Genomic DNA, 15810 nt, shown 5'->3' with positions numbered 1-15810 from the left:
GCCCCGCTCCAGTCAATTCCTCCCGCACGACCGGACGCCAGCCGGGCCCGGACACCGGTGGTGGCGTGGCCGGATGTACGGAGCCGGTGGCACGGTGGCCGACGGTCGCCGGTCTGCCGGTCTGCCGGTCTGCCGGTCTGCCGGTCTGCCGTCAGGATGGGCCGGGCTCCCATCCCGCCTCGCGGGCCCGGAGTTCGGAGCGGACCAGTTACAGCAGGCGGCCAGTCCAGTTGCGGCCCCGGCCGCCCCCGTCGCCCCAGAAGCCGGAGCGGTCGTCGTAGATCAGGGTGGCGTCAAGAGATCTGCTGGAGCGCCGAAGGGTGAGCATCGCGGGCCAGCTCGGCGAACTGGTGCAGCGGATCGCCGTGGGGGAAGCGGCTCCCCTCGCGGACAATGGCGGGTGATGCCTCCCGGCGACCGGAACCGGAACCGGCTCAGTGGTGTTCTGGTGCGTGGCCGCTCAGTGCTCGCCCTGTGGTGGTTCGTAGACGCGCCTGATGCTGGTGCCCAGACGGGTGATGTCGGCTCCGTAGATGTGCAGGGAGATCGCCTTGTCCGAGCCCGCGTTCCAGACGCGGTGGATGTCGCCGGGCGGCGCGAAGCCGCACACGGCGCCCTGTTCGTTGACGACCTCCCGGGTGGCGACCAGGCGTGACGCGGTCCTTCCGGGCACCAGTTCGTAACGGCGTTCGTCCTCGCGTCCCGTATGCACACCCGTGACGCACCACGAGACGTGGTCGTGGATGGCGGTGCGCTGGCCCGGGAGCCATACCAGGGAGACGATCGAGAAGCTGCCGTCGTCCTCGGCGTGCAGGACGTGCTGGCGGTAGTGGCCGGGGTCGCCTTCGCTCTGATGCGCCGTCAGCAGGTCGCCGGCGCCGAGGTGCGGGGCGAGGCGCTCGCCGACCAGGCGGGCGGTGCGATGGTGGGGCAGGCCGCGCCCGACGATGTCCTTCACCTCGCCGACGAGACGGTCGAGGCGGGTGGTCGCTGCCGTACGTGTCGTGGTCCTGGAAGCGGTCATGACGGCAGCGTCCGGCCCTGCGAGCCCCCACGTCCAACGACGGTTGCTTTGGTCATGCGCAACGAACGCTTATGGAGGGCCGCGCGGCGCCGTGGGCGCGGGCGCGCGTGGATCAGCAGCCGACGCGTCGTTGCGCGACCGCCTTGATGGTGTCGACCACCAGCGCGGTCGCCGGGACCTTCAGGTGATCGCGCAGCACGTACGCCGAGATCCTGCGGCGCAGAGCCGGCTGCAGGGCGCGGCCGGCGACCCGGTCGAGACGGAGGAAGGACAGTACGAGGCCCGGCACCATGGCGACGCCCAGGCCTTCGGCGACCAGCGACTGCACGACGAGGCCGTCGTCGGTGGTGAAGGCGATGTCGGGGGCGAAGCCCAACTCGGCGCACTCGTGGAGGAAGTTGGTGCGGCAGCGTGTGCAGCCGGCGATCCAGCGTTCCCCGGCGAAGTCGGCCAGGCGCACGGCCCGCCGCCGGGCCTGCGGGTGACCGACCGGCATCAGGACCGTGAGCTGGTCCTCCAGCAGCGGGATCTCCACGACCTCGTCCGGCACCGTCTCGTGCGGTCCCGGATAGGTGAAGGCGAGCGTGACGTCGCACTCGCCGCGCGCCAGACGGCCGAGCGAGTCGGGCGGTTCGTCGTCGAGCAGGCTCACCCGTATCCCGGGGTGATCCGCGGCGAGTTGGGCCAGCGTCTCGGGGACGAGGGTGGCGTTGGCGCTGGGGAAACCGCAGAGCCTGACCCGGCCGTTGCGCAGCCGGGTGATCGCCGTGACCTGCTCCTCGGCCACGGACAGGCTCCCGAGGATGGCCTCGGCATGCCGGGCCAGGGTCTCGCCCGCCTCGGTCAGCCGCATCCGGCGGCCGACCCTCACGAACAGCGGGCTGCCCACGGAGCGCTCCAGCGCCTTCATCTGCTGGGTCACCGCCGGCTGCGTGTAGCCGAGAGCCGAGGCGGCCGCCGAGTACGTCCCGGCGTTCACCACCGCGTGGAAGGTCCTGATGTGCCGTGAATCGAACACGCGTCGAATCATAAGCAGAAGTTGGGCGACGGACCCGGAACCGCCGCCGGGCGCGACGACCACCGGGCACAAGGGCATCGGACCTGGACGGCTCCGGCGACCCGTCCGGGCCGTCGGAGCCGGGCCTGCTCCCTTCGCGGGTCCCCTCACGGCGGAGTGCACCGAAGCCGCTTACGTCCCATAGCCGACGGAAGGAACAACTCCGAACCGATGCGATCGCAGATAATTATTTTCGGTCAGGATCGAAGCGATCACTCTGTGTGCAGCACGGCGGCCGACGTCTCCCCTCCCTCTCCCAGGGCACTCGCACGGGCCTGTCCTGCGTCACGTGCCCGGTGACAGGCATTCATGCGGACGTATGCGGATCTGGCGAAAGTTTTCCCGTCTCGATGCCAAACCGACGCAAGATTCGGCCGAAACTGATGTGGATCTTTTGACTCCCGATCGGCCGCTCGGCGAATGTCGCCCACATGTCCGTCACATCCCGAGCCGCCACCGGTGGCCCGCTGCGCTCACGCGACTTCCGGCTGCTGCTCGCGGGAGCCGCCGCCGGGCAGCTCGGCGCCCAGGTCACGCTGGTGGCCCTGCCCCTGGTGGCCGTCCTCGAACTCGACGCCTCCGCCTTCCAGGTGGGCCTCGTCACCGCCGCGGAGACCGCCGGCTTCCTGCTCGTCGGGCTGCCGGCCGGGGCGCTGACCGACCGTATGCGCAAGCGCCCGTTGATGGTCCGCGCCGACCTGGTGCGCGCCGCGGCCATGGCGAGCGTCCCCACCGCCGCTCTCCTCGACGTCCTGACGATGGCTCAGCTCTACGCCGTCGCGCTCGTCACCGGCGTGGCGACCGTGTTCTTCGACGTCGCCCACCAGAGCTATCTGCCGCAGATCCTTCCCCTCGACCAGCTCGTGCCGGGCAACGGCGCGCTGGAGACGGTCCGTTCCACCGCGCAGGTGACCGGCCCCGGTCTCGGCGGCGGGCTGGTCCAGCTCGTCGGGGCGCACCTCGCCGTCGTCGCCGACGCCGTCGGCTACGCGCTCTCCGCCCTGTTCCTCCTGCGCATCGAGCAGCCCGAGGACCCGCCCGAGCCCACCCCCGGCGTCTCCCTGCGCAAGGACATCGGCGAGGGCATCCGCTTCGTCACCGGTCATCCGCTGCTCCGTGTCATCGCCCTCACCACCGCGCTCGCCAACCTCTGTGCGGCCGTGCTCATGGCGACGCAGACCGTTCATCTCGTCCGCGCCGTCGGACTGAGGCCGGGCGCGCTCGGGCTGGTGCTGTCCGCCTCAGCCGTCGGAGGACTCCTGGGCGCCGTGTGCGCCGGGCGCCTGGGCGCGCGGCTGGGACAGGCGCGGGTCATCCTCCTGTCCGTCCTCCTCACCGGGCCGTTCGCCGTGCTGTGGCCCCTGTCCGGTCACGGCGGCCTCGGCGCGGTGCTCTTCGCCACCGGGTCGGCGGTCGTCTCCTTCGGCGCCGTCGTCTACAACGTCGCCCAGGTCAGCTTCCGCCAGGCGCTGTGCCCGCCGCGGCTGCTCGGGCGGATGAACGCCACCCTGCGCTTCCTCATGTGGGGCACACTGCCGCTCGGCGCGCTGCTCGGCGGTGCGCTCGCCCAGTCCTACGGGCCGCGCACGGCACTCGCCTGGTGCGCCGCCGGCTTCCTCGCCGTACCTCTGCCGTTGCTGCTCTCCCCGCTGCGCCGGATGCGGGATCTGCCCGCCCCGGACCGCCTCCTCGCGGGCACCGGCCAGGAGCCACCGCGGGACGGCGCCCCCGCCGACGGCGGCGAGGCGCCCGATCCCGCGTCCGCCCGCTGAACCACCCGGCGGGCCGGGCCGAGGCCCTCGGCGGATCGAGCACCGCCCACAGCTGCCCACCCCACCCCACCGCACCACCACATCACCGCGCCCGTACGGCCGGAGACGCGTCACCCACGCACCCACGCACCCAGCTCGTCCCGCCCCGTCCCGCACGGTCGCGGCACCGACAGAGAGGACCACGTGCCCAGCATCACGAGCCAGTACCTGGCCCGCTACCGGCATCTCACCACCGATGACCGGTCCGGCGCCCTGCTGCCCGTCACCGGGGCACAGCGCCGCTTCGTGCTGGTGCGTTCACTGGACCCGTCGGGACGCCCCGACCTGGTGCCGATGTTCTTCGCCTTCCCGCACGACACCGTCGACCCCGAGCGGCTGCGGGCCGCCGCCCGCCGGCTCGCCGCGCGGCACACCGCCCTGCGCTCGCGGCCCACCGTCGTGCGCGGTACCCCCGTCCTGAGCGTCGGGGAACCGGACGGTCTGGTGATCCGGCCGGCCTCCGCCCCCGGCGAGCGGCCCGCCGACACGCTCCGCCGCGCGCTGGCCGCCTGGGACCCCGAGGGGCCGCCCGTGCGGCTGTTCCTCGTGCGCGACGACGAGGCCCGCGGGGAGGACATCCTCGCCGTCGTCCTGGACCACGCCGTCTGCGACGGCCGCTCGCTGGCCCGGATCGTCGGGGAACTCGCCACCGCGTACGCCGAGGACGCCACCGGGCCCGGTCCCTCGCCCGAGGAGACGGAAGCCGAGCGCGTCGCCTACCGGGAGGCCGTCCTCCTCCAACTCGCCGCCGAGGAACGGGCGGAGGCACCCGAGGCGGTCGCGTACTGGGCGGACCGGCTGCGCGCCGTACGCCCGCAGGCCCCGGCTCCCCGCCCGGATCGCGTACCCGGGGACACACTCCCCAGTGGCACCGCGCAGGCGCGGCTGCCCGGGCACGAGGGCGGCGTCCCCTTCACCGGACTGCTCGACGCCTGCCGTTCCGCGGCCCACGTGCTGTACGGGCCGGGCCGCGTCGTGCCGCTCGGCTACCCGTGGGGCGGCCGACCCGGCGGCGCTGAGCCGGTCGTGGGCTGCTTCCTCAACACCGTCGTCTTCCCGGCCGCCACCGGGCACGAGTCCGCCCCGGAGACGACGGCCGACACCTGGTGGGACGACCTCGACCGCGCCGACGCGCCCTTCGACGCGGTCGTCAACGCCGCCCGGACGGCCGGTTCGGACTGGACCGGCGGCCTCGACGGACTGCTGACGGTGGACGACGACAGCCGCCGCACCTGCCTCGACCTCGCCGGCGTCGAGGGACGGGAGATCCACGTCGACGGCAGACCTGTCCGCGGCCCCTTCGCCGTATCCGTCACCCAGGGGGCGGAGATCCGTCTCCGGATGGTATGGGACCGCGCCGTCCTCGACGACGACCTCGCACACCGGGCGTTCGACGCGCTCACCCGGACGCTGCGCCCACCGGAGCAGGCCGTGCACTGACACGCACCCACCCGAACGCGCCCACGCCGCCCGCTGCCCCGTACGCGCGCCGCCCCGCACCGGCGCACCGATCCGACCCGACCCCGCGCGACCCGCCGTGCCCAGGCACCGCCCGCGCCCCCGCGAAGCGTCACCGCGCGACCCGCGGAGCACGCCCGCACCACCGCCGCCGCCGGCAACGACCGTGACCGGCACCGGAAAACCGCCCCGACGACCTCAGGGATCGCCCATGCTTCCGCTCTCCTCCTCGCAGGAGATCGTCTGGCTGCACGAACAGATGCAGCCCGGCAGCCGCGCCTACAACTTCACCGCCGCACTCGACCTGTGGGGCACCCTCGACACCGAGGCGCTGCGCCAGGGCCTCGCCGCCACTCTGGCACGCCACCCCGGGCTACGGCTCGAACTCGTCGCCCGCAGCGGGTCCTCACCGGCGCAGCGGGTCGCGGAGCGGTGCGGGCCGAGGCTGCGCACCGTCGACCTCTCCGTGGAGGACGACCCCGAGGCGGCGTACGCGCGGCTGCTGCGCGACGAGGCAGAGACGCCCCTCGACACCTTCGAGGCGCCGCTGATCCGCTGGACGCTCGTGCGGCTCGCCGGGCGCCACCACCGGCTCATCCACGTGGAGCACCATCTGATCCACGACGGCCACTCGTTCGCGATCCTCCTCGACGACGTCTTCCGCGTCTACCGCGCTCATGTCCTCGGCGACACCCTCCAGTTGCCGCCCGCCCCGTCGTACGCGGACCACGTCCGGGCCCAGGCCGAGGCCGCGTACGCGCCGGAGTCCCTCGACTTCTGGCAGAACGAGCTGCGCGAGCTGCCCCACGATCTGCCGCTGCCCGGTCTCACCCGCCCCGGCGGCCGACGCAGGCACCACGGCGGCCAGTTGCGGCAGACGATCGGCGCCGATCTCGCCGAGCGGCTGCGCGGGCATGCCCGCTCGCGCGGCCTCACCCCGTTCGCCACGCTCCTCGGCCTGTTCGCCGAACTCCTGCGCCGGCACAGCGGCCGCTCCCGGATGGTCGTCGGCACCGCCGTCGGCAACCGTCCCCGCGGCTACGAGGACGCCGTCGGCATGTTCGTCAACACGATCCCGCTGCCCCTCGACCTGGACGCCGCCGCCCCCGCCCAGGACGCCATGGACGAGGTCACCGACACCCTCATCCGTGCCCTTCCGCACCAGGACGTGCCGGTCCAGGAGCTGACCCGGGCCCTCGGTATGCACACCTTCGGCGCCGACAACCCGCTGTTCTCCGTCATGTTCAGTGCCCACGACGCACCTCTGCCCGAGATCGACGTCCCCGGCCTCGACATCACTCTCTTCGAGGGATTCAACACCGGCACCACCCGCTTCGACCTCGACGTGGTGCTGCTTCCGGACGACCGGCGCGGCGTCACCCCGCGCCACGGCGCGGCCGGCATGACCCTCGTGTGGGACTACGACGCCGACCTCTTCGGCGAGGACGTCGCCCGGCTGCTCGCCGGCCGCTTCCTGCACCTCCTGCGCGCCTACCTGGACGCTCCCGGGGCCGCGCTGGCCGACCTGGCACCGGCGGCGGTGGAACCGGCCGCCGCGCCCGTGCCCGTCCCCCCCGACCGCGATCCGCTGGACCCGGTGCGCGCCCACGACCCGTCGCTGCCCGCCCTGCGGTGCGGCACACGCCACCTCACCTACGGGGAACTCGACGAGCGCGTGACATCGCTCGCGGGCCGGCTGCGCGACGCGGGCGTGGAACCCGGACAGCCGGTGGCCGTCGTCCTGCCCCGGGGGGCCGACGCGGTCGTCGCCCTGCTGGCGTGCCTGCGGACCGGCGCCGTTCACTGCCCGCTGTCCCCGTCCGACCCGCCGGCCCGTCTCGGACTGCTGCTGAAGCGGCTCGCCCCGGCGCTGGTCCTGACCGGCGAGGACGCCCCGGACCTCCCCGCCGGACTGCCCGCCGCCCGCGTCGACGCGCCGGTGCTGCCGCGCGTCCACGACGCCGCCGTACTGCCCGGCACCACCTACGTCATCCACACCTCCGGCTCCACCGGTACGCCGAAGCCGGTCGCCGTCGGCCGCGCGGCGCTGGTGCACCATCTGACCGCCGCCGCCGACCGGTTCGGTCTCACCGCCTCGGACCGGGTCCTCATGTTCGCCCAGCCGTCCTTCGACGTCGCGCTGGAGGAGGCGCTGCCGACCCTGCACGCCGGGGCCTGCCTGGTCCTCCCCGAGCACGAGGTGCCCACCGGCAGCGAACTCGCCGGCCTGCTCGCGTCCGCCCGGGTCACCGTCGCCAACCTGCCCACCAGCTACTTCCTCGCCACCCGGGACGACCTGCGGCCCGCGCTGCGCGACGGGAGCTGGACACCGAGGCTCCTGGTCCTCGGCGGCGAACGCCTTCCCGCGCGGGCGCTGCGCGGCGTCCTCGCCGACACGGACGCCACCGTCCTCAACGTGTACGGCGTCACGGAGGCGGCCATCAGCTCCACGGTCCACGAGATCTCCCGCGACACCCTCACCGACGACGCGGAGATCCCGCTCGGCACCGAACTGCCGGGCGAGCGCGTTCACGTCCTGGACGCCCACCACCGGCCGCTGCCGTCGGGCGGCGTCGGTGAGCTCGCCATTGCCGGGCCCGGCCTCGCCGAGGGGTACGCGGGCAACGCGGAGGCGACGGCCGCCCGGTTCGTCACCGTCGACGCGCTCGGCGGGGAACGCGTCTACCTCACCGGTGACCTGGGCTACCGCGGTCCGGACGGTCTGCTGTACTTCCTGGGGCGGCGTGACCACCAGATCAAACTGCGCGGTCACCGCATCGAGCTGGAGGAGATCGAGGCGGCGGCGTCCGCGGCGCTCGGCGGCCGCTCCTGCGCCGTCGTACTGGACCGCGAGAGTCCCGGCGGGCCCCGGCTCGTCGGCTTCCTCGAGGACGGGCCCGCCCACGCGGACCTCGACGAGAAGGCGCTCCACGCCGAGCTGAGCCGCCGTCTGCCCGGCCCCCTCGTGCCCGCCCGATGGGCGCGGCTGGACACCATGCCCAGCCTCGCCGGCGGCAAACCCGACCGTACGGCCCTGGCCCGCCGGGCGGCGGCGCTCGACCCCGTGGCGGACGCGGCGACGGCGACCGGCTCCGGGTCCGCGCCCATGGCCGCGCACTCGTCCACGTCCACGTCCGCGCCCACGTCCGGGTCCGGGTCCGGGTCCGGCCAAGCCACCGCCGAGCCGGACGACGCGATGACAGTCCTGCTCACGGAGGGCTGGCGCAAGGTCCTCGGCCACAGCCGCTTCGACGCCCGCTCGCACTTCTTCCGCAGCGGGGGCCATTCCCTGCTGGCCGCCGAGCTCGCGGCCTGGCTGGAGCCCCGGCTGGGCGCGCGCCCGCCGTTGAAGACGCTCTTCCGCAACCCCGTCCTCGCCGACCAGGCCGACGCCCTCGCGGCCACCGCCACCCTTTCCACGGAGTCGTGATGACCCAGCTCCCGCCCACCTCCGACACCGCGGTCACGCCCACCGGCACCGCGACCCCGTCCACCGGCACCGGCACCGGCACCGGCACGGCGCTGAGCATCGCCCATGGCCCCGCCGCCGAACCGACCGCCGTGCTCGCCCGCTTCGAGGACTGGGCCCGGCGCACCCCGCAGGCGCCCGCCGTGATCGACGGCGCACGGACCTGGACGTACCAGGACCTCGACACCGCGGCCGCGCGCGTCGCCGCCGCCCTGGGCGACCGCGTACGGCCCGGGGATCTGGTCGGCGTCTGCCTGGACCGCTCCACCGCCCTCGTGGTGACGGCCGTCGCGCTCGCCCGGATCGGCGCCGTCTACCTCCCCCTCGGCCCCCGCCCCGGCGAACGCCGCACCCAGGCGGTCACCGAGGACCTCGACGTCGTCTGCCTCATCGGGGACCCGGACGCCCTGCCCGGGAGCCACCGGACCGGCGAGGCGGCACCCCTGCCCCTGCCCACCGACGGCGTGAACGCCCCCGCCGCGGCGGTGGCGGCCTTCACGGCCGGCGGCCGCGGCACCCGGCGCGCGCCCGAGGGGGCCCTGTACGCCGTCCTCACCTCCGGGTCCACGGGCCGCCCCAAGGCGGTCGCCGTGGCCGAGGCCTCGCTGTCCGTCGCCCTCGACTGGTACCGGGCCGAGACCGGCCTGGCGCCGGGCGACCGCCAGTCCCTGGTCATCGGTGTCGCCTTCGACCCGCATCTGCTGGAACTGTGGGCCGCGCTCACCTCGGGGGCCGCCCTCGTCCCGGCGCCCGACGACACCCGCTGGGACTCGCGTCTGCTCACCGACTGGTGGCGCGACGCCGCCGTCACCGTGGCCGTGGCCGCCACGCCCACCGTCGAACCGCTCCTGGACCAGCCGTGGCCCGAGGACCTGAAACTGCGTCATCTGATCGTCGGCGGCGACCGGATGCGCCGCCACCCGGGCCCCGACGTCACCGCCACCGTCCACAACGCCTACGGGCCCGCCGAAGCCACCGTCGTCACCACCACCCACGCCATGCGCGGCGCCGACGCGCGTGCGGGCGAGCTGTCCCCGCCGCCCATCGGCACCCCGCTGCCGGGTGTCACCATCGTCGTCACCGGCGAGGACGGCCGGCCCGTCGCACGCGGGCAGGACGGCGAGCTGCGCGTCGGAGGGCACTGCCTGGCGCTCGGCTACCTCGACCCCGAGCTCACCGCACACCGCTTCACCGCCCCACCGGAGCACCCCGCGCTGTCCTCGGCCGACCGCCTGTACCGCACCGGCGACCGGGTGCGGATGAACGCCGACGGCAGCCTGGAGTTCCTCGGCCGCCTCGACGACCAGGTCAAGATCAGCGGGGTACGCATCGAACCGGCCGAGGTGGAGGCCGCCTTCGAGCAGGACCCCCGTGTGCGCAGTGCCGTCGTCACCGTGGCGCGCGACGACTCCGGTCACGCGCGTCTGGCCGCACACGTACGGCTCGCCGACGGCGCCGGGCCCACGGCCCGTGACCTGCTCGCCGCCGTCCGGGCGTGGCTCCCCGAGCAGGCGGTCCCCGCCACCGTACGGGTCGTCGACGGGTACCCCCTCGACGCCAACGGCAAGGTCGACCGGGCCGCTCTGGCGGCCCGCGCCTCCGGCCCCGCCTCCGCCGCGACGACCACGGACGACCTCGCCGGCGCCACCCCCACCGAGCGACTCGTCCTGACGGCCGTGCGCGACCTCCTCGGCCGGCCCGGCATCGTCCTCGATGACAACTTCGTCGACGCCGGCGGCACCTCCGTCGTCGCCGCCCGGCTCCTGGTGACCGTCGAGCGCGAGACCGGCGTACGCCCCCGCGCCCACGAACTGCTGCGCAGCACCGATCTGCGCGCCTTCGCCGCCCTCCTCGACCAGCGCCGGCCCCACGACCCTCAGGAGCCCGGCACGGCGCCCACGACCCCGCGCTCCGCCGCCCCGGCGGACCGCGCTCCCGCGGCGCCGGCCGGTGACCGGACCACCGCACCCGTCACGCCGCCCGCGCCCACTTCGGCGTCGGCACCCGCATCGGCTTCGGCGAAGGCCGTGACCGCGCTCGTCGCGCGGCACGCCGAACTCACCCCGGACGCCCTGGCCGTCGTCGACGGCGACACCACCCTCACCTACGGACGTCTCGTCCAGGCCGGCCGCGCCCTCGCCGCACGCCTGCGCGACCACCAGGTGGGCCGCGGCGACCGGGTGGCGCTGCTGACGACCCGGTCGGCCCGTACCGTCGTCGCCCAGCTCGCCCTGTGGTGGGCCGGAGCCGTGTGCGTGCCGCTGGACCCGGCCCAGCCGCGGCCCCGCACCGAGGCGATGATCGCCGACGCGGACGTGACGCTCACCCTCGGCGACGCGAAGCTGCTGGAGGCGGCCGGGCTCGCCGGACCCGTTCTCGCCCTGCCGGAGGAGCCGTTGACCGACGGCGGGTTCGTGGACGACGCCGACCCGGACAGTCCGGCGTTCATCATGTTCACCTCCGGCTCCACCGGCCGTCCCAAGGGCGTCGTCGTCCCGCACGCGGCGGTCGCCGAACTCGTCACCGCCCCGGACTACGTCACCGTCACCGCCCGCGACCGCATCCTCTTCCACTCCCCCATGACCTTCGACGCCTCGACGTTCGAGGTGTGGGGCGCGCTCGCCAACGGCGCCGCGGTCGTCGTCTGCACCGTGCAGCGCCCCTCCCTGGAGGACCTGGCCCGGCACGTCGAACGCCACGGCGTGACGGTGGCGTTCCTCACCACGGCCCTCTTCCACCAGCTCGCCTCGCGCCGCTCCCGCCTCTTCGCCCAGCTCCGCTCGGTCCTGGTGGGCGGCGAGGCGCTGGGGGCCGCGCAGGCACGCGAGGTGCTGACCGCCTTCCCCTGGCTGGAACTCGTCAACGTGTACGGGCCCACCGAGGCGACCACCTTCGCCACGGCCCACCGGGTCACCGAGCGCGACTGCGACGCGCCCATACCCATCGGCAGGCCCATCGCCGGGGCCACCGTGCACGTCCTGGACGCCGACGGCGCCCCCGTCCCGGACGGCGACCGGGGCGAACTGTGGATCGGCGGCAGCCGGCTCGCCCACGGATACACCGGCCGGCCCGACCTCACGGCCGAGCGGTTCGTCGAGCACCCCGCCGCCGGCCGGCTCTACCGCACGGGCGACATCGTCTCCTTCCGTCCCGACGGCGGCCTGGAGTTCCACGGCCGCAACGACGACCAGGTCAAGGTCCGCGGCTTCCGCATCGAACCCGCGGAGGTCGAGCACGCGCTGCGGCAGGAACCGGGCGTCGACGACGCCGCCGTCACCGCCGACCGCGCGGGCACACCCGACGCCCGCCTCGTCGCGTTCGTCGTCGCCGCGCCCGGGCCGGTGCCTCCTGCCCGAGCGCTGCGCGAACGGCTCACCGCCGTCCTGCCCGCGCACCTGGTGCCCGACGCGGTCACCATGGTGGAGCGGCTCCCCCTCACCCCGTCGGGCAAGGTCGACCGGCGTGCGCTGGCCGGCCTCGCCCGGGAGGCCGGGGACGACGCCGACGCAGCACCCGCGGCAGAGATGACGCCGCTGGAACAGGCCGTGGCCGAGGTGTGGAGCCGGGCGCTGGGCAGCGACGTCACGCGCGCCGACGCCGACTTCCTCGCCCTCGGCGGTCACTCCCTCCTCGCCCTCGCCGTCACCGACGACCTGCGCGAGGACCTCGGTGTCGAACTGGCCCTCGCCGACTTCTTCGCCGCCCCGACCGTCGCCGCACAGGCCGCTCTGGTCGAACGCGCCCTGCTGACCACCGACAGCGACCTCCACCCCGAGACCCCGGAGCACAGCGATGTCCACTGACGCCGACTCCACGGCGCGCCCCCGGCAGCGGGAACTCCAGCGGGAACTGCTGCGCCGGGCACGCGCCCGCGCCGGCGCCGCCCGGCGCACCACGGCCACCACCAGTGCCGGTGCCGGTACCGGTACCGGCACGGTCGAGGGCGACAGCGGCCACGTACCCGAGGGCGCGACCCCGCCCGACCGGGGGACGCGGCCCGGCCGCCTCCCGCTCTCGCGCGCCCAGCGCCGCATGTGGCTGACGGAACGGCTCGGCGGCGCCGGCGACTCCTACCACGTACCGTTCGCCACCCGCGTACGCGGCCCGTTCGACCCGGCAGCGTTCGCCGCCGCCCTCACCGCGCTGGTGACGCGGCACGAGATCCTGCGCACCCGCTACGCCGAACGGGACGGCGAGCCCTGCCAGGAGGTGCTTCCGGCGCCACGGATCGTCCCCGTACCCGTCGTGGACGCGGACGCCGCGCACGCCGCGGAGTTGCTGGGGCGGGAAGCCGCCCGGCCGTTCGATCTGGCGGCCGGCGAGGCGGTACGCGCGCTCGTCCTGCGTCACGGATCGCACGACCACACCGTGCTGCTGACGTTCCATCACATCGCTGTCGACGGTGGCTCGCTGCCGACCGTGGCCGCCGAGCTCGCCGCCCTTCACACGGCCGCCACCGGCACCCCCGGCCGGGACGCGCTCGCCGTACCGCCGCAGTACGCCGACCACGCGCGCCGCGAGCACGACGGGATCCCCGGCCTCGAAGCGGAGCTGACCCGTCTGAGCCGCGAGTTGGCCGATGTCGCCGCGCCCCGGCTGCCCGCCCCGGCGGCGGGCGCGCCGCACACCGCGCGGCCTGCGGCGGTGCACACCGTGCCCCTCGCGCCCACGCTGCCCGACGCCCTGAGGGCGCTGGGAACCGAGCGCCGCGCCACGCTCTTCGCGGTGTCGCTGACGGCGGCCTTCGCGGCGCTGCACCGCCTCACCGGCGACGACGACCTCGTCATCGGTGTGGCCGGCACGCATCGCAGCGGCACCGCCATGCGCGGCCTGGTCGGTCTGTGCGTCAACACCCTGCCCGTACGGGTCGACGCCTCGGGCGACCCGTCGTTCGCCCAGCTGCTGCGACGGGTGCGCGACGCGCTGCTGGAGGCCCAGCGGCACCGGCACATCCCCTTCGACCTCCTCCTCGAACGCCTCGGTGCCACAGCACGCGGCACGGACGGCACCGCCCTGGTCCGTGTCACGTCCGACGTCCTCGGCGAACCCACGGTGCTGCGACTGCCCGGGACATCGGCCGAGTACGTCGACGTGCCCACCGGCGGCGCGAAGTTCCCCGTGTCCTACTGCCTGGACCTGGGTGACACCGCGCACCCCGTGGCGCTGGTCCAGTACGACCGGAACGCGCTGGACGACGCCGTGGCGGAGGCGACGGCACGGGACTACGCGGCCCTGCTCGACGCCGCTGCGGCCGACCCGGAACGCGCGCTGAGCGCGCTGCCCGGCCCCGGCGCGCTCCCCGGCGAGCGGCCCGGTTCCGACGCGCGGCCCGGTTCTGGCGGATCGCCTGACCCGCGCGCGTCGCGTCTCCCCGGCGCACAAGACGACCCACGCGGCCTCCCCGACGCTGAGTGCCCGGCGGCACAGGCTCTGCGCGCCCACCCGCAGGTCGTCGAAGCCGCGGTGCTCCAGGGCGCGTCGGGGCCGCCCATGGCCTTTGCGGTGCTGCGCGACGGTGTCGGTCCGTCCGGTCACGAGCTGCTGGGTCTGCTGCGCAGGTCGCTCCCGCCCGAGGCCGTACCCGCCTCCGTCACCCTGCTCGACGCGCTGCCGCGCACGGCGGACGGTGCCCCCGACGGCGCCCGGCTGCCCGGGGCGCCCTCACCCGGCGCCGCGTCCGGGTCGCGGGCCGAGGCCGTCATCGGGGCCTTCGCCGCGCTGCTCGGTCCGGTCCCGTCACCTGATGACGACTTCTTCGACCTCGGTGGTCAGTCCCTGATCGCCGTGCGGCTCGCCGAACGGCTGCGCACGGAGCTGGGACTGCCGCTCACGGGCCTCGACGTGCTCCAGGCCCGTACACCCCGCGCGCTCACCGCGCTGCTCGACGAACGCGCGGAGCGGCAGACCGCCGCGAAGGCCGCGCGCAAGCCGGTCCGGTCCCGGAGCGTCCGGCCGGGCACGGTGCTGGTGACCGGCGCGACGGGCGGCGTGGGCGCGTTCGTCCTGCGGGAACTGGCCGCCCAGGGACGGCCCGTACGGGCGCTGGCGCGACCCGAGTCCGCGCATCTGCTCGCCGCCGAAGGCGTGGACGTCGTCGAGGGCGACCTGAGCGACCTGGCCGGACTGCGGGACGCGGTCACGGACGTGGACGCGATCGTGCACGCCGCCTGCACCTTCACCAGGCCGGAGGTGGACCTGGCCGCCATGGAGGCGCTGACCGGGGCGTGGCGGCGCGGACCGTTCGTCTTCGTCAGCAGCGTCGACGCCTTCGGACACCCCGACACGGACCGGGTCACCGAGCGGACCTCGCCCTCCGAGCCGGTCAGCCCGTACGGGAGGGCCAAGCTCGACTGCGAGGCGCTGGTGCTGCGTGCCGCCGGAACCGAGGGGCGCGGCGGTGCGAGCGCCGTGCGGTCGCCCCTCGTCTGGGGCGCGCACGAGCGGCTGCGGGAACAGTTGCGCTGGGGCGCCCTCGGCGGGCTCTACCGGGCCGCCCGCGACGGCGGCCGGATCGAACTGCCCCGTCCCGGCGCCGGTGGACACGACTGGTACGGGGCCGCGTGGGTGCACGCGGCGGCCCTGGCCCGCGCGGTCGTCGCCTGCGTGGACCGCCCCGTCCACGGTGTCGCCAACGCCTGCGGCGGTCACGTGTCCTGGCACGACCTCGCGCTCGACCTCACGGAACTCCTCGGTGTCCGGGGCGACTTCCACGAGACCGACGAGGTGTCCCGGGACCTCGACCACCGCTGGCACTACGACAGCGCGACCCTGGCCGGTCCGCTCCGGGCGCGGCCGGGCGAGGACCGGCGCACCGTGCTGGCCGAGATGATCGACGGCATGTGACAGGACCCGCGTGACACGCCGACGGGCGCTCGGACCCCTGGGGAGCCGGGCGCCCGTCGGCGCCCTCGTCCCAAACCGGCTGCGGCCGGACCACAGCCCGGGCCGGCGGCCGGCGAGACTCCTGACGGGCGAGACCGCCGCGCGCCGC

General features: G+C 75.1%; 8 protein-coding genes. 5 read left to right on the top strand and 3 right to left on the bottom strand.

Going from position 1 to position 15810, the window contains the following annotated elements:
• Positions 1–208: 208 nt before the first annotated feature.
• The 3 genes from ACFY93_RS10720 to ACFY93_RS10710 form a co-directional block, all read right to left on the bottom strand.
• A complete protein-coding gene (locus tag ACFY93_RS10720; protein WP_391355939.1) occupies positions 209–394 on the bottom strand; it encodes a hypothetical protein in 186 nt (61 codons plus the stop codon).
• 66 nt (positions 395–460) lie between these two features.
• Complete coding sequence (locus ACFY93_RS10715; RefSeq protein ID WP_391355936.1) at positions 461–1024, bottom strand: cysteine dioxygenase; 564 nt, start codon at positions 1022–1024, stop codon at positions 461–463.
• Between the two features lie 112 nt (positions 1025–1136).
• Positions 1137–2042: a LysR substrate-binding domain-containing protein gene (locus ACFY93_RS10710; RefSeq protein WP_391355934.1), complete on the bottom strand. Its 906-nt coding sequence runs from the start codon at positions 2040–2042 to the stop codon at positions 1137–1139.
• A gap of 470 nt (positions 2043–2512) precedes the next feature.
• Between ACFY93_RS10710 and ACFY93_RS10705 the strand changes: the two genes are divergently transcribed.
• The 5 genes from ACFY93_RS10705 (at position 2513) to ACFY93_RS10685 (ending at position 15662) form a co-directional block, all read left to right on the top strand.
• Positions 2513–3853, top strand: coding sequence for an MFS transporter (locus tag ACFY93_RS10705; protein WP_391355931.1), 1341 nt, complete (start codon positions 2513–2515; stop codon positions 3851–3853).
• A gap of 183 nt (positions 3854–4036) precedes the next feature.
• Positions 4037–5332 (top strand): condensation domain-containing protein, encoded by a 1296-nt coding sequence (locus tag ACFY93_RS10700; protein WP_391355929.1) that lies wholly within the window; start codon positions 4037–4039, stop codon positions 5330–5332.
• 229 nt (positions 5333–5561) lie between these two features.
• The gene (locus tag ACFY93_RS10695) at positions 5562–8780 is read left to right on the top strand and encodes an amino acid adenylation domain-containing protein (RefSeq protein ID WP_391355927.1); all 3219 of its coding nucleotides are present in this window, start codon (positions 5562–5564) and stop codon (positions 8778–8780) included.
• Positions 8780–12622 (top strand): amino acid adenylation domain-containing protein, encoded by a 3843-nt coding sequence (locus ACFY93_RS10690; protein ID WP_391355924.1) that lies wholly within the window; start codon positions 8780–8782, stop codon positions 12620–12622. The genes ACFY93_RS10695 and ACFY93_RS10690 overlap by 1 nt, the downstream gene beginning before the upstream one ends.
• Positions 12612–15662, top strand: a complete 3051-nt coding sequence (locus ACFY93_RS10685; protein WP_391355922.1) for a condensation domain-containing protein — start codon at positions 12612–12614, stop codon at positions 15660–15662. The genes ACFY93_RS10690 and ACFY93_RS10685 overlap by 11 nt, the downstream gene beginning before the upstream one ends.
• Positions 15663–15810 lie beyond the last annotated feature (148 nt).

Origin of the sequence: Streptomyces sp. NPDC008313 (genome assembly GCF_042956125.1) — a bacterium.
Classification (GTDB): domain Bacteria; phylum Actinomycetota; class Actinomycetes; order Streptomycetales; family Streptomycetaceae; genus Streptomyces.
The sequence above is the reverse complement of the archived record's forward strand: the minus strand, read 5'-3'. Positions and strand labels throughout refer to the sequence as shown.